General features: G+C 48.9%; 19 protein-coding genes and 1 tRNA gene. 6 read left to right on the top strand and 14 right to left on the bottom strand.

What is annotated here, in order from left to right:
- Window positions 1-6 precede the first annotated feature (6 nt).
- The 13 genes from CDA54_RS17155 to CDA54_RS17095 all read right to left on the bottom strand — a co-directional run bounded on the left by CDA54_RS17155 (window position 7) and on the right by CDA54_RS17095 (window position 14,099).
- Window positions 7-2,151 (bottom strand): FlgK family flagellar hook-associated protein, encoded by a 2,145-nt coding sequence (locus CDA54_RS17155; RefSeq protein WP_099036269.1) that lies wholly within the window; start codon window positions 2,149-2,151, stop codon window positions 7-9.
- A gap of 39 nt (window positions 2,152-2,190) precedes the next feature.
- Complete coding sequence (gene flgJ / locus CDA54_RS17150) at window positions 2,191-3,219, bottom strand: flagellar assembly peptidoglycan hydrolase FlgJ (protein WP_099036268.1); 1,029 nt, start codon at window positions 3,217-3,219, stop codon at window positions 2,191-2,193.
- A gap of 15 nt (window positions 3,220-3,234) precedes the next feature.
- Window positions 3,235-4,347: a flagellar basal body P-ring protein FlgI gene (locus CDA54_RS17145; RefSeq protein WP_099036267.1), complete on the bottom strand. Its 1,113-nt coding sequence runs from the start codon at window positions 4,345-4,347 to the stop codon at window positions 3,235-3,237.
- A gap of 8 nt (window positions 4,348-4,355) precedes the next feature.
- Window positions 4,356-5,036 carry a flagellar basal body L-ring protein FlgH gene (gene flgH / locus CDA54_RS17140; protein WP_099036309.1) on the bottom strand — a complete coding sequence of 227 codons (681 nt, stop codon included), beginning with the start codon at window positions 5,034-5,036 and terminating at the stop codon, window positions 4,356-4,358.
- A 15-nt stretch (window positions 5,037-5,051) separates the two neighbouring features.
- Complete coding sequence (flgG, locus tag CDA54_RS17135) at window positions 5,052-5,840, bottom strand: flagellar basal-body rod protein FlgG (protein WP_099036266.1); 789 nt, start codon at window positions 5,838-5,840, stop codon at window positions 5,052-5,054.
- Between the two features lie 31 nt (window positions 5,841-5,871).
- On the bottom strand, window positions 5,872-6,615 hold the full coding sequence (gene flgF, locus CDA54_RS17130; protein ID WP_099036265.1) for a flagellar basal-body rod protein FlgF: 744 nt from the start codon (window positions 6,613-6,615) through the stop codon (window positions 5,872-5,874).
- A 322-nt stretch (window positions 6,616-6,937) separates the two neighbouring features.
- The gene (locus CDA54_RS17125; RefSeq protein ID WP_099036264.1) at window positions 6,938-8,734 is read right to left on the bottom strand and encodes a hypothetical protein; all 1,797 of its coding nucleotides are present in this window, start codon (window positions 8,732-8,734) and stop codon (window positions 6,938-6,940) included.
- 512 nt (window positions 8,735-9,246) lie between these two features.
- On the bottom strand, window positions 9,247-10,650 hold the full coding sequence (flgE, locus tag CDA54_RS17120; protein WP_099036263.1) for a flagellar hook protein FlgE: 1,404 nt from the start codon (window positions 10,648-10,650) through the stop codon (window positions 9,247-9,249).
- A 57-nt stretch (window positions 10,651-10,707) separates the two neighbouring features.
- Window positions 10,708-11,391 (bottom strand): flagellar hook assembly protein FlgD, encoded by a 684-nt coding sequence (locus CDA54_RS17115; RefSeq protein WP_099036262.1) that lies wholly within the window; start codon window positions 11,389-11,391, stop codon window positions 10,708-10,710.
- A 15-nt stretch (window positions 11,392-11,406) separates the two neighbouring features.
- Window positions 11,407-11,826, bottom strand: a complete 420-nt coding sequence (gene flgC / locus CDA54_RS17110) for a flagellar basal body rod protein FlgC (RefSeq protein ID WP_099036261.1) — start codon at window positions 11,824-11,826, stop codon at window positions 11,407-11,409.
- Entirely contained in the window at window positions 11,826-12,227 is a 402-nt protein-coding gene (gene flgB, locus CDA54_RS17105; protein WP_099036260.1) for a flagellar basal body rod protein FlgB, read from the bottom strand. Before flgB ends, flgC begins: the two co-directional genes overlap by 1 nt.
- A 100-nt stretch (window positions 12,228-12,327) precedes the next feature.
- A complete protein-coding gene (locus tag CDA54_RS17100; protein WP_099036308.1) occupies window positions 12,328-13,158 on the bottom strand; it encodes a CheR family methyltransferase in 831 nt (276 codons plus the stop codon).
- A gap of 14 nt (window positions 13,159-13,172) precedes the next feature.
- Window positions 13,173-14,099 (bottom strand): chemotaxis protein CheV, encoded by a 927-nt coding sequence (locus CDA54_RS17095; protein WP_099036259.1) that lies wholly within the window; start codon window positions 14,097-14,099, stop codon window positions 13,173-13,175.
- Between the two features lie 274 nt (window positions 14,100-14,373).
- On the opposite strand from CDA54_RS17095, the gene flgA reads away from it, so the two are divergent.
- From flgA to flgN, 3 genes are all read left to right on the top strand, one after another.
- The gene (flgA, locus tag CDA54_RS17090; protein WP_099036258.1) at window positions 14,374-15,081 is read left to right on the top strand and encodes a flagellar basal body P-ring formation chaperone FlgA; all 708 of its coding nucleotides are present in this window, start codon (window positions 14,374-14,376) and stop codon (window positions 15,079-15,081) included.
- Window positions 15,082-15,241: 160 nt separating this feature from the next.
- Window positions 15,242-15,580: a flagellar biosynthesis anti-sigma factor FlgM gene (gene flgM, locus CDA54_RS17085; RefSeq protein ID WP_099036257.1), complete on the top strand. Its 339-nt coding sequence runs from the start codon at window positions 15,242-15,244 to the stop codon at window positions 15,578-15,580.
- 4 nt (window positions 15,581-15,584) lie between these two features.
- The gene (flgN, locus tag CDA54_RS17080; protein WP_099036256.1) at window positions 15,585-16,004 is read left to right on the top strand and encodes a flagellar export chaperone FlgN; all 420 of its coding nucleotides are present in this window, start codon (window positions 15,585-15,587) and stop codon (window positions 16,002-16,004) included.
- A gap of 102 nt (window positions 16,005-16,106) precedes the next feature.
- Here the strand turns inward: flgN and CDA54_RS17075 are convergent, their stop codons facing one another.
- Window positions 16,107-16,565 carry an LPP20 family lipoprotein gene (locus CDA54_RS17075; protein WP_099036307.1) on the bottom strand — a complete coding sequence of 153 codons (459 nt, stop codon included), beginning with the start codon at window positions 16,563-16,565 and terminating at the stop codon, window positions 16,107-16,109.
- 234 nt (window positions 16,566-16,799) lie between these two features.
- Between CDA54_RS17075 and CDA54_RS17070 the strand changes: the two genes are divergently transcribed.
- The 3 genes from CDA54_RS17070 (at window position 16,800) to tnpB (ending at window position 18,840) form a co-directional block, all read left to right on the top strand.
- A complete protein-coding gene (locus CDA54_RS17070) occupies window positions 16,800-17,939 on the top strand; it encodes a flagellar assembly protein T N-terminal domain-containing protein (protein ID WP_180237266.1) in 1,140 nt (379 codons plus the stop codon).
- Window positions 17,940-18,068: 129 nt separating this feature from the next.
- A tRNA-Arg gene (locus CDA54_RS17065) sits at window positions 18,069-18,143 on the top strand.
- Window positions 18,144-18,477: 334 nt separating this feature from the next.
- Window positions 18,478-18,840, top strand: coding sequence for an IS66 family insertion sequence element accessory protein TnpB (gene tnpB / locus CDA54_RS17060; protein WP_099036254.1), 363 nt, complete (start codon window positions 18,478-18,480; stop codon window positions 18,838-18,840).
- Window positions 18,841-19,034 lie beyond the last annotated feature (194 nt).

The raw sequence follows: 19,034 nt of genomic DNA, 5'->3' as shown, positions 1-19,034 counted from the left end.
TACCTTTTATCGTACAGCACCGAGTATAGTATCAAACAACGTCTGGGCTGTACCCAACACTCTGGCCGAAGCGGCATAAGCCTGCTGAAAACGGATCAGATTGGACGCTTCCTCATCGAGGCTGACACCGGAAACAGACTGAAACCAGTCGCTGGACTGCTGCTCCATCGCCTGTGCCGCCTTAAACTCTATATCGGCAGTGGCGGCCTTTTCACCAACACTGCTGACCGTATCAGCATAGGCACCATGAAAGGTTGCACCATTCTGGTCGCTGAATCCGGTGCTCACATTACGTCGGATAGTGTTGACATCCTGCAGCCCGGCCAGTTCCAGGCCATTACGATTATCATCTACACCATTGGTATTAAAGCTGATGCTGAAGCTATCCCCGGCTTTGGGCACACCTTCCAGACTAATATCATAACCGGGATAGTTATCCAGCGCGGAGAACGCCCCGGGCCAGGCCGGACCTGCACCTATACTCTCACCCTGAGCCAGCAGATTTTTCAGATCAGGCGCATTAGTGACTTCGGTGATCACCGTACCGGCACTGTCGAGAACCTGATAGGAATCACTGGCCGTAAACACTATCTCCGCTGGTGCACCTACGCCACCGCCAGGTGCAGCCCCCGGACCATGAATGCCGCCTGAGCCATTAAACCCAGAGGCACCACTGTCGGCAAACGTATTATCCACTGTGGTATTGGTAACAGATGTAGACACCACCTGAGCACCGCCGAGATTATCAATATCGCCTTGCGCTTTAATAGGCGAGGCAAACGCAAGATCTTCTCCGCGCACAATATCCAGATTCACCTGGGATGCGGTATAGCGGGTTGGCTGTAATAAAAACTCGTCACCCGCCGCATATGTCGCACCGTCAGGAAACTCCAGCTCCAGTCCATCCAGAATTGGCACCCAGCTACCTGGTGTTGCTTCGAGCCCGGTGTCCGAGTAAGTAATAGGATTCCCGTCGGTATCCAGTGATGGCGTACCGTCGGCGTTGAGCAATTCAACCGTAATATCCACCGTGTCAGGCGCGCCTGCTGTTACTGCATCAATAGTAATCTTGTAATCTGAGGTGGTGAGGTTTTCAGCCTGACCTTCCTGAATCCGGCCATTTATTGCAAGATTTGCTGAAGAGTTATCGGCATAGTTTAGTGCCTGAACACTGGGAAGATTAAAAATATCCACACCCAGCTGGCCGTCATAATCCATACCCAGCCGATTCTGTTCATTCATGGCATCGGCAAATCCCAGTGCCAATTGGCCCAGCTCTCGCTGGGCGGGTGCCAGTACTTCATCACGAAAGGAAAACAGGCCTCCCATTTTGCCACCCAGTTCGGTTTCCGCCACATTGATGAGCGCAGGCGTGTTAGAACTTTGCAATTGCAGGCTTTTGCGGGTGATATCCGGGTCACCGCTGACCTGAAACACATTGAACACCCCGGCTTCCAGTACCAGTGACTGTCCGGCAGTAAGGTTCACCAGAGTGGTACCATCATCCTGCTGGCGGGTTTCAATTGAAACAATCTCAGCCAGTTGCTGTATTGCCATATCCCGCTCATTCTTGAGCACACCGGGCTCTTCATTGCGGTTGTTAGACTGCACGTCTCTGATTTGGGTATTCAGTTCGGAAATATTTTTAATCAGATCATTGGCCTCAGTGGTTATATTGCCAAGTTCCTGATTCAGATCGGTCTCGGTCTGATTCATGTACGCCGACAGACTGCTCATACGCTCCAGGTTAGAACCCGCCTGCCCCAGCACGAGCTCACGGGCTGCCACATTGCCAGGCTCGTCAATGGACGTCTGCAACGCTGAGAAAAAACGACTCAGGCTGCCGGAAATACTGTTTGCTTCACTGGCCAGAATATTATCCAGCTGAGAAATTCGCTGAAAAAACGCCTCGGCTTCGCCTAACCTTGTGGTGTCTCTGCGCAACTGATTCTGCGCGAACTGATTAATGACCCGTTCAGTGGTGCCCTGCCCAACGCCTCCGGTCAGTTGTGACACAAAGTTGGTGCGCTCACGCACAAAGCCTTCTGTATTCACATTGGAGATGTTATGACCGGTCGTTCGCAACAAGGTGTTACTGGAACGGATTCCGCTGTTAGCAATGGAGAATAAATCGGCAGTACGAATGGTCATTTAACTATCCTGGTGTCTTGGTCACAGGTCTGGTACCTGTCACTCATTGCCTGCACTGAAACCAGTTCTTTGATGCTGACTGGTATCTGTAACGGCAGCCTGGTCAGTATCGGAATGCAAATTCTGCGCCTGGTGGCTTTGACCAAGCAAATCACCGTTCAGTAATTTGAGTACCTTATCGGCATACTGAGGGTCTGTGGCGTAACCAGATTGTTGCAGGGTCCTGAAGTAGGTTTCAGGGTCATCGGTTTTTTGCATGGCCTGAGCATACCTGGGGTTGTCTCGTACAAAATCCACATAGTCCTGCATCGAATCAGCAAAAGACTCATAAGCTCTGAAGGGGGCTTTTTCAGATTTAGGCAACCCGTCCCGGTATTCCAGCGTATCAACCAGTGCCTTGTCTCCCTGCCATCCCTTCGACGCTTTGATACCAAACAGGTTGTGACTGTTCTGACCCGAGGGAAGATGTATCATTTGCTGTCCCCATCCTGTTTCCAGAGCAGCCTGGGCCACCAGGGCCCGGCCATCCAGTCCGATCTGCCCGCCAATTCGCTGGGCGTGCGGCAATAAACTGTCAACGAAGGCCTTAGCATCATTAAAGCCCGGCAACTTATTACCCGTTATGGAATCGCCCCCCAACACCTGTTGCTGTGCTGTGTCAGTATTTTGCAGGCGTTGGCGGTTAATAGATGACAAATTGCCATCGTTTCGCAAGAGCTGTGCAGGCTGATACCCTTCAACATTCTGCCCCAGTTGCTTAATGATCAGATCGGCCAGGCCCATGGTGCCAGACGCACTGATATCGGTAGCCAGTTGCTGATCATGCATATCGCGGTAGAATTTCACCTGCTCAGAATTAAACGGGCTGTCTTCATCAGAGAGAACATCCTGAGCATCACGCATAGATTTGAGCATCATGCGGACAAAAATTCCTTCGAACTGCTTTGCCGCTTCCTCCAGTGCATTTTTATCACCGGAAACTGCCGCCTTTCGCAGCGTATCCAGACCTTTTAAGTCATGAACATTTCTGGACTGCTGAAGTTGCTCAATTGAATAGCGCTGTTCCATAATCCACTCTCAGACTCAAATCACAATCAACTGGCCCTGTAACGCACCGGCTTTTCGCAGGGCTTCCAGGATCGCCATCAGATCGCCTGGCGCAGCACCGACTTCATTCACCGCCCGCACCAGTTGGTCCAGCGTCACACCGGGCTCAAATTTGAACATTCGACTGTCTTCCATATCCACATCGACAATTGAGCGCGGCGTTACTACAGTCTCACCCTCAGCAAGTGCGTTGGGCTGATCCACCTGAAAATTTTCTGAAATTGTCACCGTCAAACCGCCATGGGTAATGGCTGCGGGTCTGAGCCGGACATTTTCCCCTATTACAATAGTTCCGGTGCGGCTGTTAACGATAACCCTGGCGGACGCTTCAGCCGGTTCAAACTCGAAATTTTCCAGCGTGGCCAGAAAACCGACACGCTGGCCTACATCACGCGGGGCTGAGACTCTGACTGAAGCGGCATCAATAGGGGTTGCAACAGCCTGTCCTTTCGTCGGATCGGCTCCCAGTTGTTCATTGATTGCATCGGCCAGGGCCTGCGCCGTAGAAAAATCAGGATAATTAAGATTCAGGGTCAGATAGTCGTTCTGCATCAGACCACTGGGCACCGCCCGCTCTACAATTGCACCATTAACAATGCTGCCCACAGTAGGGGTATTCGACACGATTCTGGATCCGTCTGCGCCCTGTGCACCAAAGCCGCTGACCACCATACTCCCCTGAGCTACGGCATACACATTGCCATCCAGCCCCTTAAGAAAGGTCTGTAGTAGGGTTCCACCGCGCAGACTGTCGGCCTCACCGATAGAAGACACAGTGACATCGATCGTCTGTCCGGGCTTGATGAATGGTGGCAGCTCCGCATGTACTGCAACTGCAGCCACATTTTTGATTTTTGGTTTCAGATCACTCGGCATCATGATGCCGAAATTGGACAACATGGTTCTGAAGCTTTGCTCGGTAAACGGGCTCTGCTCACCGGTTCCCGGTAACCCCACCACGAGTCCATAACCCACCAACTGATTGCTGCGCACCCCCTGAATGGAAGCCAGATCTTTGATTCTCTGAGCCGCCTCCACCACAGGAGAGGCAGACAGCACCACACTTAGTAACAGGACTAAAGTACGCATATCAACTCCTAGAAAGGCCACCACTGGGATGAAAAGAAACGGGTCAGCCAGCCTTTTTCCTGAGCCCGGGCAAAGCTACCTGTACCGCTGTACTGAATACGGGCATTAGCAATTTTTGAGGAGTCCACCTGGTTTTCAGGACTGATGTCAGCAGCACGCACGATACCCGTCAGGCGGATATATTCATCACCGTTATTCAGTGTCAGCCACTTTTCGCCCCGCACCGCCAGGTTCTGGTTGGGTAACACCCGGGTCACAGTCACCGAGATATTCCCATTCAGGCTGTTGCTCTGATTAGCCGTGGCGTTACCGGAAAATTCATTGGATGAGTCCAGGCCAAACTGCACTGACTGACCACCAATATTAATGTTATTGCCGCCCAGGCCTGTGATCGGCAAGACATCTACTTCAGATTCCTTGCTGGTATTGGTGCCGGCAGATTTACTGGCATTGGTATTTTCCCGCAGCGCCACCGTAATAATGTCACCCACGCGCCGGGCTTTAACATCGGAATACAGGCTGTTGGCAAAGTTTTGTTTATATATGGAGCCGTCTTCTTCGAGCTTTTCTTCCGGCGCATCAGGCATCACCGGCGCAAAGAACGGATCGCCGGGTGCGGGTCCTCTTGGCGGGGTACTGGCACAGCCACTAAGCCCCAACAAAATAACGAACAAAACAAGCACTTTCATGATATTACCCATTGATTAAAGCTGCTGGATGACCTGCCCCAGCATCTGATCCACTGAGGAAATCACTTTTGAATTCATCTCATACAGTCGCTGACTCTCGATCAGATTGACCAATTCCTCGGTCACGTTCACGTTAGAGGTCTCCAGTGAACCCTGATTCAGTGAACCGAGTCCTTCCAGCCCCGGAACGCCCTGCAATGGCGCACCACTGACAGCGGTTTCCACATACAGGTTCTGGCCGATAGGTTGTAATCCGGTGGGATTAATAAAGTCGGTCAGGTTTAGCTGCCCCAGCACTACAGGCTCTGCCTGCCCACGAATCGTGGCAGACACTTCACCATCCTGTGAGATAGTGATCTGCTGGGCATCTTCAGGCACCGCAATCGCGGGCTGTAGCTGGAATCCGGCACCGGGTGTGACCATTTCGCCATCTTCATTAAGGGTAAACTGCCCATTACGGGTATAGGCAAGGGTGCCATCAGGCTGCAGAATTTCGAAGAAGCCCCGCCCCTGAATAGAAAGATCCAGTGCGTTCTCGGTGGTTAACAGGTTGCCCTGTGTAAAGGCTTTCTGCGTCGCCACGACTTTAGAGCCGGCGCCCAACATCAACCCGGAAGGCATTTCGGTATCAGCAGATGAGCGCCCGCCTGGCTGATTAATATTCTGATACAACAAGTCTTCAAAAATAGCGCGGCTTTTCTTAAAGCCAACGGTACTGGCGTTCGCCAGGTTGTTGGAAACCACCGATACATCGGTCTGGGCCGCATCCAGGCCGGTTTTACTGATCCACAATGCCGGGTGCATAATTTGTCTCCACTAATCGTTCAAACTTCAATCAGATGATGCGTAACAGCATATTGCCGCGCATATCCAGCTCGTCAGCTTTTTTCATCATTTTCACCTGCAGTTCATAATGACGCTGCAGCTCGATCATGCTGACCATTTCTTCAATTGGATTAACATTGCTGCCTTCAAGCATGCCATTCATCAACCTGACATCGATGTCCTGGGCAGCCGCCGTGCCGTCTTTAAGTCGGAATAAGCCATCGGTGCCCTTTTGCATTTGATCCAGTTGTGGGTTAACCAGTTTTAACTGCCCCACTTCTGCAAGCACTTCAGCCGGGGCACCCTGAGGCCTGATGGAAAGCGTGCCATCGGCAGCGATATCGATTTTTGAAAGTGGCAGAGGCAAAGCTATCGGGCCTGCATCACCGATCACCAGATTGCCATGGCCATCTTCCAGCAAGCCATCAGCACCCACCTGCAGGTTACCTGCACGGGTGTACGCTTCATTGCCCTGAGCATCCTGAACACTCAGCCAGCCCCGGCCCTGAATGGCAACATCCAGTTCGCGACCGGTCTGAATCATAGCGCCGTTTTCGTATTTATGGCTCGGACTTTCCGTCATGGCGAAAACCCGGCTCGGCATTCCTTCTCCAAAGGCGGGCATGGCTCTGGCCTGTTGAAGCTGAGCCTTGAATCCTGTGGTCTGGGCGTTTGCCAGATTATTGGCGCGTACCGCGGTGCCCAACAAATCCTGCTTGGCGCCGCTGGCCGCGATATAGAGCAACTTGTCCATGACACTTTCTTGACTGTTAAACCTTGCAGTTAATACTGCAAGTTGGGTGCCAGGTTGGGGGACTTGCGAATGATGAATAGAAAACCAACTCTCTGTTTGCCATCACACAACAGTACAAAAAGCTATTCACCGCAGAGACGCTGAGATCGCAGAGATTTGAACTTTAACCTCTTTTAATCCTCTGCGTCTTGGCGCCTCTGCGAGATCATTAGTCTTTTCTCTTTGGTCTCGCAAAGACGCAGAGGCCGCAGAGAAGAGCAAAAAAAAGGGGTGAGATGGTATCCCACCTCACCCTGTTATTTTTACTCAAACATTGTTTTTATTATAAGCAAGGATCCTGGCTCATTTCGCAGGCTTCAACATAATCACTGATGCCGTTATCATTTTCATCACCAGTGCCGTCTAATTTTACTGTGCCGTCATTATTGGCATCGAATAGTCTAACCACACATAACTTAGGACGTTCGACATCTTCTGTAATGAAGTGGCCGACTGTATCTGGTTTACGCTGAAACATCGCCTCACCACCGATGTATTTGGCGCCACAACTCTCCTGAACTCGGATATCCACAAAGGCATTTCCTTGTGTGTTGATATCCAGCCCCAGTAAGTCCCACACCAGTTGCGTTTTGCCATCAACTACCTCAACAACAGCAGCACCTATAGAGGGAGTGGCATAAACCATAGACCAACCGTCGAACGTGTCCGTGACCCGAACTTCATCGTCAATCAAATTGCCGTTAAGATCATCCAATGATAAGCGATAGTCATAGACTTGAGGTACAAACACTACAGCTTTATCCGCGTTACCATCGCTATCTTGATCATGAATTACGGAAAGTGTCTTAGTAAAATTGAGATTTACATCAGGAACTAATAGCTCTACAGGTTCGCTAAATTGATTGTACCTTTGGCCAAAAATTTCACGATCAGTAATTCCTTGTTGATTAGTGTAAGTTATTGCCCATACCACCAAAAACCCGCCATCCATAAGGGCTGCAACATTTCCATTCCTCTTCGATAGTTGGTCAGTTGGTGCAATATTAAGTTCCTCTCCCACAGGTTCAAAAAATGCGGAGAACTTTTGCCCTCTTAGTCCAATTTCTGTTCCATCGTCAGACATATAAGTCCAGCCAACAAAAAAGCCACCATCTTCTAAGCTAGCTACTGAAGACATAGACCCCCTCTCATCAGGAGCATTGATACGCGTTTCTACACCTATTGGTTCCCCATCATAATCATAAGACTGAAGATAAACGCCCGTAGTGTCGTGTGCCGATGATTCATATATAACTACAATTTCGCCATTCTCTAAGGTTGATATACTCGGAAAGCCTTGGCTTGCATAGGTATCGGTATTAACTCTGAACTCTTCACCCACTGGATTATTTGTTGCGTCATAAAGTTGACCATAAACGCCAGATGATGAACCATCCTGATACGCAGACTCCCAAACCACTGCAAATCCACCATCATTTAATGCTGATACCGATGACCTATACTGATTATTGTGGGTATACGTGTTTATTACAAACTCCCCGCTAATGGGATCCCCGTTAGCTTGAAAACGTCGTCCTACTACCGCATTTACAGAACCATCGTAGTGTACCCCAGACCAGGTAACCACAAAGCCACCATCTTTAAGTGAGGCAATGGCAGGATCACTACCGTTACCGGATTGCCCCCACTGCGTATGCACCATAAACTGTGCCCCAACTGGAGTACCGCTGGCATCATAACGCTGACCATAAACCCCTGAGTATGTTCCTGAGCTCGACCATACAACTATATAGCCCCCATCATCAAGGCCAACTACTGCGGGTTTCTGTTGGTACTGATCAGTATGAGTATTTACCCGAAATTCTGAGCCAACAGGTACACCACCGGCGCTGTATTGTTGAGCATAAATACCATCTTCCGAGCCATCCTGATTATCTGACTCCCACACAACAACAAAGCCCCCACCAGTTAGGGATCCTACTGCAGGATGTTCCTGTCTGTAGACCGTGGTCGTATTGGCTTGAAATGCCAACCCTTCTGGCTCAATTGCCCAAGCCAAAGGCGAATAGTTTAATTGTATGAATAATAGCGATATAAAAATCTTAAAGAAGTGTCTCATTACTTATATTCCTTGTAGTTGGAACTTGGCTGGACGCCAAAGATGGATTCCATCGGTACCATCCTTAGTGCGACTATGTTAACTGGCCTAAAATAGTTTAGCCCATTTAACGATTTCATACTGGCCAGAACCATTTAATAATACAAGTATCCCTTTCTATACAAACAACTACCTTAATATACCTTTGTCCATACAGGTCAGCTTTTACAGAAAGTTATCGATTAAGTCTAAGTATCACTCTCTCATATGACGGTTTTTGGCGGCGACTGTGAAGGGCAATCTATCTCCCTGCGCGCTGAAAAAGATCCTGAGGCAGGCTCAGGATGACCCAGAGGCCGAGAAGACACTGGGTTCCCGCCAACTGCCGCGGGAACGACAGTCTGTCATGCCCGAGTGCTGTTGTCGGGCATCCAGTGACCTTTTAGAAGAGCAATATTTACTACAAAAAGAGCACAAAAAAAGGGTGAAATGGTTTCCCTCCTCACCCCTTACGCTTCTCTCCTAACTGTTTACTACCTGATATTCAGTACGGTCTGATTCAGCTGATTATTCACTTCCAGGGCTCTGGAGTTGGCCTGAAAGTTACGCTGGGCGATAATCATATCGATTAGCTCTGTGGTCAGGTTAACGTTGGCCTGCTCCAGTGCCGAAGAATTAATCTCACCAAAGGTGCCGGTAGTAGCTTCACCGGCCAGCGCCTCACCGGACAGAATACTCTCCTGCCACTGAGAATTACCCATTTGGGTCAGACCCTGATCATTAGCAAACCGCACCAGCGCCACCCGGCTAAGGGGCTCGGAAGTACCATTAGAATAGGTCGCCCTTACTAATCCGTCGGGGCCGATATCCACACCGGTAAGACGCCCTACTGCCAGCCCATCCTGCTCCAGCGCAGTAACTTCAAACCCTGCAGCAAACTGAGTGGGTTCATTGGGCGTTGCCGTGGCAGTATTTAAATTAAAATCGATACTGAGATCCTGGGCAGGGTCAGAACCGTTGGTAAGAATACCCACACCCAGTGCTTCGGTCGTTAATTTATTATCCGCCTGATTTGCACCATCGGCCGACTCAATGCCAATAAAGTCGCCGCCAGAGGAAAACAGCAGCCTGGAAGCTGTAACACCGTTGCCTGTGTTAGTACCGGCAAAATTTGTTGCAGCACCAGCAGCTGGCGGCAACGGTGGAACTGTGACTCCATCACTCGCTGTTTGGTTAACCAGTTGATCATCAACCGAGGTCACCATCACCCATTCATTGGCACCAACACCTGCGGTGGAGTCTTTCATAAAATAAAAAGTCTGCACATGGCTGTCGCCCAAAGAGTCATAAATGGTCACTGAAGTGGCTGCATTATAGGTCAGCGGATCGGTGGGGTCGAAGTCTGCCGGATCAACCGCACCGTCATTAGCCGGCAGGTTCATTTTTAAATCCACTTCACTGGTAGGCTGTGGCGTACCAGATGAATCAGGTACACGTACAGGCTGAGTGGTACTTAAGGCCACTGAGGCTGACGAGCCATCAGGGTTAACCGGAAAGCCCATCAGATGATCGCCGTTTGAGTTCACCATAAAGTTTTCGGAGTTGAGTTTAAACATACCCGCCCGGGTATAGGAATAATCCTGCGAGCCCTGTTCAGGAATGGTGGCAAAGAAACCATTGCCGGTAATCGCCAGATCCAGTGCATTATTGGTAAATTGCAGGCTGCCCTGGCTGAACTGCTGAGCCACTTCAGAGGTCAGTACACCGTCACCGACTTTGGTTTTACCGCCCGCCAGTAACGATGCGGCATACACATCGACAAATTCGGCGCGGGACTCTTTAAAACCCACGGTGTTAACGTTGGCGATATTATTCGCCGTGGTATCAAGGTCTTTTTGTGAGGCATTAACGCCACTTAAAGCAATATTAAAAGACATGGTCACTCTCTCCTATAAGGTTTCCTGACGGGAACCAACTGCGCCAGAGGCACTTAATTAACTTTTACCAATTTGAAGCACATCGCCAATCTTGACGCTCTCTTCACCGGCCAGATTCAGGATCACGCCCTGGCTGCTCGAGGCAAGACTGACACTGTTAACATGGCGATTGATGGCGGTGGGCAGATCTTCGGTATCCTCACCCACTTTGCCACTGGCTGAAATCTTGTAATTGCCGGGCGGCAACATATTGCCGTTACTGTCGGTACCATCCCAGCCGAATTCAATATTACCGGCCGGATTCGTGCCAAGATTCATGGTTCTCACTGTCTGGCCAAACTGATCTTCTATGGTGATCTTCATATCCTGCACGGACTGTTCGTTGATGATCACTCCTGAGACATTGCCCTCGGCACCCAGCGCCGCTTTATTACCCATTACCAGTACATCCTGACCAATCAGGCTGGAGGCCTGCAGGGCCTGACTGGAATTCATATTGGCGGCAAAATCTTCGAAGTTGACGTTCAGTTTGTTAAGACTGTCGGCCATGGTGAAATTGGTCATCTGCGCGATCATCTGGTCGTTATCCACCGGTTTGGTGGGATCCTGCATGGCCAGCTGTTCTGTCAGCAAAGAAAAGAAATCTTCCTGTGTCAGTTTGCCATCATCAGGCTCAGGCACTTTGCTCTCATCCTTCCAGTACAGGTCACGGATATCTTTGTTGTTGGTAACGTTATCCATCATCGGCTCCTGCTATCAAGCCCGGCCAAGCATTAACACCCGGCGGAAAATCCGCTTGGTGGTATCTGCCAGCTGAACATTGGTTTCATAGGCCTTGGACGCCGACAGCATATCTGCCATTTCTTCCACCACGTTCACATTCGGTTTGTAGATATAACCTTCTGCATCGGCCATGGGATGGTCAGGGTTATGCTCAATCTGAAGCGGCTTATTACTCTCTACAATGCCTTCAACCTTAACCCCGGGAGTGGCATTCTGATTGTTCATTGCCTGGTCCATAGCCGCTGCGAATACTGGCTTACGGGCACGGTACGTGTCCTCATAACTGCTACTGACACTGTTCGCATTGGCAATATTACTGGCGGTAGTGTTGAGTCGAACGCCTTCAGCAGTAATACCGGTAGTGGCAATATTCATTACATTAAACAGACTCATCAGGCTTGCCCTCCTTTCAGGGCGGTTTTCATGCCCTTAAATTTACCTTTAAGAAATTCCAGTCCGGACTGATAACGCATTCCGGTGTCGAGAAACTCGTTTCTTTCCTTTTGCATTTCTACCGTATTGCCGTCTCCGGTATCCGGTTGCATCGGAACCCGGTACAACAGGTCCTGGGTGTTACGTATCTGCACATTAAAATGCTTTTCATGTGTGCGGCTCAGAGCCTGTTTTTGTTCTGTCTGAGCGGCCTGCATCGCGGCTTTAAAGTCAATGTCGCGGGCCTTGTAACCCGGTGTATTAGCATTGGCAATATTGCCGGCGATGGTCTCCATTTTCTGATCACGAAGGGTCAGCGCCTTATGGTGGAAGCCAACCAATTTGTCGAGGCTGATTGCCATGCTCTGGTCCTGCAAAAAATTTCACTGCAGAAAACAAAGCAAGGCGTGTGCCATATACTGGTATCGTTAGGAAGGAATTGTCAGAGGATAAAAAAAAACGTTATTTTTTAACGTAATACAGGCCGGGACTGCAACGCACCATATTAAAGGCATCAGATAATCCGGACATGGATTCCGACGCGCCAAGGAATAATACTCCCTCACTTTGCAGGCTGGCGGCAATCTGTTGCAGTATCTTGGTTTTGCTCATTGGTGAAAAGTAGATCAACACATTGCGACAGAATACCAGGTCAAACTTGCCCATTGAGGCATAAGAATCCAGCAGGTTTATGGGTCTGAATGACACCATATTGGTAACCTGAGGTTTCAGTTTGAGGGTTCCGTTAGCGGTTGGCTGGAAAAACTGTCGCTTACGCTCTTCTGATAATCCTCGTGATAAGGACAGATTATCGTATTCGGCCAGTTTACAGCGATTCAGCATGTCTACTGAAATGTCGGTGCCAAGTATCTGCACTCCTCCGGGGAACGCGCCAGGGTTGCGTTGCAGGTATTCCTGTATGCTCATCGCAATAGAATAAGGCTCCTGCCCGGAAGAGCAGGCCGCAGACCATATCCGCAGTGGCGATGTTTTGCCGCGAAACTTGCTCAGCAACTGCGACTTAAGCAGTTCAAAGGGATAATTATCGCGAAACCAGAGTGTCTCATTGGTGGTCATGGCATCAATCACGGCCTCACGCAGGCCTCTGTCATGGCTGTTGACCACTTTACCCACTAATTGGGGCAGGCTTTCTATATTGAATTTGCGCAACAATGGTGAGAGTCGGCTACGCACCAGGTACTGCTTGTTATCACCCAATACGATACCGCACTGTTTTTCCAGGTACCCCCGGAACAACTGATAATCCTGATCGCCAATTTCTCTATCAGACACGGACTGCACTCTGATTATGTTTCAAGACCTAGCCACTTCTTCACTGAATTTGCCAGTTCATCGGGGTGAAATTTAGCAATAAAGTCATCGGCTCCTACTTTCTTTACCATCGCCTGATTGAACACGCCACTTAAAGAGGTGTGCAGGATAACATGCAGATTTTTCAGTTTAGGATTATTTTTAATTTCTGCGGTCAGAGTATAACCGTCCATTTCCGGCATTTCGATATCTGACACCAGCACCCCGACTTTGTCGGTCACATCACCGGTTTCTTCAGCAAAGGCTAATAACCCTTTGAGAGCCTCTGCACCGTTTTTAGCCGCCTCAATTTTGAGCCCCAGACTGGTCAGGGCCTTAATAACCTGTTTTCTGGCAACCGATGAGTCATCGGCGATATAGATAATCTTGTCTTTAATCGCTGAAATATCCAACCCTTCGGTCACCGATGCACTGACGTCGGTTCCCAGCGGCGTAATTTCATTCAGAATTTTTTCTACATCAAGAATCTCTACCAGTTCGTTATCAATTTCTGTAACGGCGGTAAGATAACTGGCTCTGCCAGTGCCCTTAGGCGGTGGTAAAATAGAATCCCAGTTGATATTGATAATGCGCTCCACCGAGCCCACCAAAAAACCCTGCACCGATCTGTTGTATTCGGCAATAATAATAAAACGTTTGGTGACGTCATCGATCATCTTGCCACCTGTCGCCATACTCAGATCGATAACAGAGATAGTCTGACCACGGATGTGTGCAACCCCTCTGACGAAAGGGTTTAACCTGGGCATGGATGTGAGGGGCGGGCATTGTAAAACCTCACGCACTTTAAACACATTGATTCCGAAGCGCTGATTGCCCTGCAACTTAAATAATAGTAACTCCAGCCGGTTTTGCCCGACCAACTGTGTGCGTTGATTAACCGAATCAAGGATCCCAGCCATATATCACCCCAAAGCTATTTCAGTTTAGGCACAGAAATTGCCACCACTAAATAATATTAGTCTGTATCGACAGTAATTTGACACCCGATACACGTCAGATTAAACCGACAACAGCAACGAACACTGATTTCGGCATACATAAAGCCTGTGCGTTGTTTTTCGTTATCGCAAACAGTGGCGGTAACATTAATCCTGAACGAGTGAAAAAGCATTATGTCTTTACCATGTTACAAGATTTTGTCCTTAAGCATAGACAAACTGGCAAAAAGTAAATATGAAAAATTTTGCTAGTTTCCTGAGAACACTGACCTTTTTTACGCTTTTTGTGGCGTTACAGTGCCCGGCACAGGGTAAAAACTCACCCCATGAGCGAATCCGGACTATCGCTGCAGACTTTGTAAAAACACGGGTTATCACTGACAACAGCAGCAATATCAGTACGCAGGTCAGTGCAGGAAAAGTAGACCAGCGCATTAAGGTTCCTTCCTGTGAGGTGCCTTTTGAAGCCAGCGCCAGTGAAAATAGTCTGACTCAAAGCAATGTTACTGTGCGGGTGGCCTGCCCCGGTTCGAACTGGTTTTTATACGTGATGGTCAATGTTCAGCAAATGCAACAAGTGGTCGTCGCCAGGCAGGCCGTGTCGCCGGGAGAGCTGTTATCTGAAGAACAACTGGAGGTCATCCGGCTGGATATTAACCAGCTTCGTGGCAGCACCTATTCCACCATCGAAAGCCTTGCCGGGGCACGCAGCAAGCGCCGGCTGAGAGCCGGACAACCTATTGAGCCTTCACTGCTTTGCTATGTCTGCAAAGGTGACAGCGTAGTGATTTCAGCCGATGTTGCTGGTTTACAGATCAAAGCCTCCGGTGTTGCTGAACAGGACGGCAATATTGGTGATACTATTCGCGTAGAGAATACTTCCAGTCGACGTCAGATTGACGCCACAGTAGTCAGTGCATCAGAAGTCACCGTGGGTATCTAAAGCCTTGGTATAAAAGGCCGATAAGATAGCGACAGGCAAAGAGTGAGTGTTGGTAAATTATTTGCTAACATATTCGCCAATATTGGTAAAAGATTGCTAAAGATGTACCAGGGCCTGCCGATAACCAAAGCAGAGGTAAAATAGGTAGTGGGAATTAACCATGTCAGTTAACAATATTAACAGCAATAGCGGCAACCTGAATAAAACGCAGGTTGACAACCAGAAGCTGAACCAGCAGACGCAGAATCAGGCCTCGTCTCAGGCAGATAAAGCCAGCGCTCAGGCCGCTGCCGCTCCAAGGCAGGATTCAGTGTCGCTGACCCAGTCAGCTCAGCAACTGGCACAGATGCAAAAGAAAGGCACTGATGCGCCTGTTAGTCAGGAAAAAGTCGATCGCCTGAAAAAAGCAGTGCAATCCGGCGAGTACCGGGTGAATCCAGAAGTTCTGGCGAACAAAATTGCCAAACTTGAAGCCGAGCTTTTCGGGGTGAAGTCCTGAATATATGAGCCAGATTATTGAGGCAATGACGCATCAACAGGAACTGCTCAGCAATTTGCAGTTATTACTGGACAGCGAATTACAGCTTATAAGCTCCAGGGATGCCGAAGCTCTGATTAATCTGGTCAATGAAAAAGAAACTCTGCTGGATGAAATTCAACAGCAGGATCAGAAAATAGCCAGCCTCTATGCCACTACCTCACCTGATGAACCTGAATTTGTAGCCGCCAAAGAAAAGATCCAGCGGCTGGTGGAAGACTGTCAATATCGCACTCAAATCAATGCCACAGCAGTTGAACAGGGCCAGCTCAGGCTCGAACATCTGCGCAATCTGATTATGGAAGTCAGAGCAAAAGAAAGCCTCACCTATGACAAAGCGGGAAAGAAAAAAGCCGGCCCCAAGGGCGGCGGTGTAACAGCCTAGTTTTTAGTTTTAAAGAAACATCCCACTTCCCAGCCAGAACATTCCTGTTTAATCTGATTTGTCTTTGTATCTGATCGCTGCAAGCTGATGACTGACGGCTTGTCAGTAATATTTCACTTCTTTAATCCGTCTTGGTTTGGCCACCGACAAATAAATGTCGTACACCTTCTGCATATCCAGCTCAAGCTCAGTGGCATAGGTGTTATCACCTACCGCATAGGTTCTGAGTACTCTTGCCCCTCTGATTACGCCTTGCACCGAACTTTGCAGTTGCTCATTCTCCAGAAGCATGTTTTCCAATGATTGCTCTGCATTGACTCTGTGACCGTACACCTGCTCGGCCAACTCACGATAGGCATCCAGTTTTGACGCTTTAACGGCTTGTAGCATTTTTAATGATGCGGAGTTGCCGGACTGCTCGTCAATGGGCGCATAACCAACGGCCGTCAGAACCGGATAGTTATCGGGTTCCACATACTCCCACTCCACATGCTTGTCATACAGTACCGAGCATCCGGCTAATGCAAATGCCAGCACAATTACGGAATAGAGTCTTTTCATTTGCCACCTCGGAATAAAACCGGCGTATTCGCCGGAAGCCAAATCAACAATCTCAGTCATAAAATGGACTGGTGATGTTGTTGGTTAAGAATAATGGAACTCACTTTTCAACTGATTAAAAGTAAGCAATTTGTATACCTGTTTTATCCATTCTGAGGATAGCGTCAACAAACCAACTTAAAAACGGTATATTTTGTGCAAGGGGCCAAACAGGGGAAATAGAAGGTTATGCCTGTGAATAAGTTGTTTGTTCTGATATTTATAATGTTATCCAGCTTTCAGGCTCAGGCAATCTGGTTTGAAGCCAGTGGCCAGGCTGTTGTCCACAACGGTGATAAACGCCACGCCAGAAAAATGGCAACTCAGGAAGCGCTAAAACAAGCTCTGATGTTTGCCGGTGCCAGGGTCAACAGTGTGCAACACCTTGCCGACGGATTATTACAGGATGATCGTCTCGAAGTCCGATCCGGTGGTGAAGTTAACAAGGTCGAGCTGATCAATGAAGACTATCAGGGCGATATTGTTACCGTGGCCATTCGTGCTGACATCTTCCCGCAGGAAACCCAGTGCCGGGCTTCTGATTATCAGAAGAGTCTCGTCACCACCTGGTTCCCCATCAGAAACAAGCAACAGGCAAGTCTGGGGCAACTCTACAATATTGGTAAAGACTTACCACGCCAATTGCATCGCGCGTTTTCAACTGCCAGTCAACATACCAGTATTCACTCTGTAGAGAACTTTTATGTTACGCCCGGTAATGATCTGAGTCGTCAGGCCACATCCCTGGCTCGCAAAGCCGGAGGTCAGTTTGTATTGCTGGCGGAAATTACCGATATCAGTGACGAGCAGACTTCACCTTCCATGCTCGCCTTCTGGAAAGAGCCACAAATTAGCCGTAACTTTTCTCTTGATGTGCATCTGATAAATGGTATGACCGGCGAAGTACTTATCTCGAAACCCTTTCGAACCCGCGCTAGCTGGCCTTTTGACCCGCATAAAAGTGTTGATACGGCCAGCAATACCTTCTGGCAATCCAGCTATGGGATGGCGATAAGGCAACAACTTGACGATGTGGCGCAACGTATTGACGATGAAATCGCCTGTTTACCGGCCCACGGCCGGGTGCTGCAAAGCACTCACCAGCAGCTCTCCATCGATATCGGCAAAGAGCATGGCGTCAGCCTGGGTGATCGATTAAAGGTATTTAAACTCAATCAGTTTTACGATCCCATGGGCAACAGTCATTACCAGTATCAGGTGCATCCCGTGGAAGTACAGGTAACCCGTATCTCGCTAAGCTCCTCTGTGGTGGAATCAGTGAACGGAGTGCCACTGGCAAATATCCAGCCCAACGACTTTGTATCACGGCGCTAAAGCACTTTGTCCAAAAGAGGTATGCAGGCGATTATTTACCCGGTCGTATGCAGCAGGACTTTAAATTATGGGGGGCTTGGGTAATAATGCCCGCCCGTCGGCAGATTGCCGTCACTGAGCTACAGTAAAGTCCCCGTAGTTTAATGGATAAAACAAGGCCCTCCTAAGGCTTAGATCCAGGTTCGATTCCTGGTGGGGACGCCATTTCACAAATCCCGCATAATCCTGATTAACCAAAAACCACCTAAACCCTTATCAATAAAGGCTTTCAGCCTACCCATTGCAATTTACCACTTTAATCAAAATAGGCCAGAATTAACCTAAATTGACGCCGCTTGTAGCACAGGGGTTTACACTACAAGCCAAACTTGGGAAAGCGGACTCGCAGTGGAAAAAGTTTCTTTTGGTACCGATTTCAAACAAACACAATCGCTGGCAGAGAGTCGCTCTATATGTAACCGTCCGGTAAACCCCACCTTCATTTCAATAAACTGAACCACCAAACTGGCATCTTCTGATAATTACAGGAGTTGTCATTATGTTCCCGGTATCCAGTCAGCTTAAGGTCACTCTGATTTGTGGCCCCACTGATATGCGCAAAGCCATTGATGGCCTGAGCAATATTGTTGCCTATGACCTGGAGCAGGAGCCCTGCTCGGAACAACTCTTTGTGTTCTGTGGCCGCCGCCGCGATAAAATTAAAATTCTGCAGTGGGTCAATAACGGCTTCTGGCTGTACTACAAACGTTTAGAAAAAGGCACCTTCCAATGGCCGGGCATTGAAGATGACGAACTGGCTTTGACCATCTCTGCCCGTCAACTGAACTGGCTGTTGGAAGGCTTACCCCTGGTGCAAGATAAGGCTCATCCAGCGTTAACCTATCACTATCATGCCTGCTAAGTCCTTATAACCGGTGATCATAAAAAAACTTTAACGATCACCCAATAATCTAAATAAATACAGTGAGTTAAGAGCATGTTGCGGTAAAATAGATACCGATGACGACACCTCAATTACACCAACGCATTCAGGAACTGGAAGCCCAGGTAGCACAACTGCAGGCCAGGAATAATTACCTGGAAGAACAATTCCGC

Source organism: Lacimicrobium alkaliphilum (assembly GCF_002591895.1).
Classification (GTDB): Bacteria; Pseudomonadota; Gammaproteobacteria; order Enterobacterales; family Alteromonadaceae; genus Lacimicrobium; species Lacimicrobium alkaliphilum.
This window is presented reverse-complemented; position numbering and strand designations above follow the sequence as displayed.

Excerpts from the sequence above, each read along its gene's own strand:
- flgJ (WP_099036268.1), bottom strand. The coding sequence starts at position 3,219 with ATGGAACAGCGCTATTCAATTGAGCAACTTCAGCAGTCCAGAAATGTT.
- flgM (WP_099036257.1), top strand. The coding sequence starts at position 15,242 with ATGTCAGTTAACAATATTAACAGCAATAGCGGCAACCTGAATAAAACG.
- CDA54_RS17115 (WP_099036262.1), bottom strand. The coding sequence starts at position 11,391 with ATGGATAACGTTACCAACAACAAAGATATCCGTGACCTGTACTGGAAG.
- flgE (WP_099036263.1), bottom strand. The coding sequence starts at position 10,650 with ATGTCTTTTAATATTGCTTTAAGTGGCGTTAATGCCTCACAAAAAGAC.
- CDA54_RS17075 (WP_099036307.1), bottom strand. The coding sequence starts at position 16,565 with ATGAAAAGACTCTATTCCGTAATTGTGCTGGCATTTGCATTAGCCGGA.
- CDA54_RS17145 (WP_099036267.1), bottom strand. The coding sequence starts at position 4,347 with ATGCGTACTTTAGTCCTGTTACTAAGTGTGGTGCTGTCTGCCTCTCCT.
- CDA54_RS17155 (WP_099036269.1), bottom strand. The coding sequence starts at position 2,151 with ATGACCATTCGTACTGCCGATTTATTCTCCATTGCTAACAGCGGAATC.
- flgA (WP_099036258.1), top strand. The coding sequence starts at position 14,374 with ATGAAAAATTTTGCTAGTTTCCTGAGAACACTGACCTTTTTTACGCTT.
- flgF (WP_099036265.1), bottom strand. The coding sequence starts at position 6,615 with ATGGACAAGTTGCTCTATATCGCGGCCAGCGGCGCCAAGCAGGATTTG.
- flgN (WP_099036256.1), top strand. The coding sequence starts at position 15,585 with ATGAGCCAGATTATTGAGGCAATGACGCATCAACAGGAACTGCTCAGC.
- flgB (WP_099036260.1), bottom strand. The coding sequence starts at position 12,227 with ATGGCAATCAGCCTCGACAAATTGGTTGGCTTCCACCATAAGGCGCTG.
- flgH (WP_099036309.1), bottom strand. The coding sequence starts at position 5,036 with ATGAAAGTGCTTGTTTTGTTCGTTATTTTGTTGGGGCTTAGTGGCTGT.
- flgC (WP_099036261.1), bottom strand. The coding sequence starts at position 11,826 with ATGAGTCTGTTTAATGTAATGAATATTGCCACTACCGGTATTACTGCT.
- tnpB (WP_099036254.1), top strand. The coding sequence starts at position 18,478 with ATGTTCCCGGTATCCAGTCAGCTTAAGGTCACTCTGATTTGTGGCCCC.
- flgG (WP_099036266.1), bottom strand. The coding sequence starts at position 5,840 with ATGCACCCGGCATTGTGGATCAGTAAAACCGGCCTGGATGCGGCCCAG.
- CDA54_RS17095 (WP_099036259.1), bottom strand. The coding sequence starts at position 14,099 with ATGGCTGGGATCCTTGATTCGGTTAATCAACGCACACAGTTGGTCGGG.
- CDA54_RS17125 (WP_099036264.1), bottom strand. The coding sequence starts at position 8,734 with ATGAGACACTTCTTTAAGATTTTTATATCGCTATTATTCATACAATTA.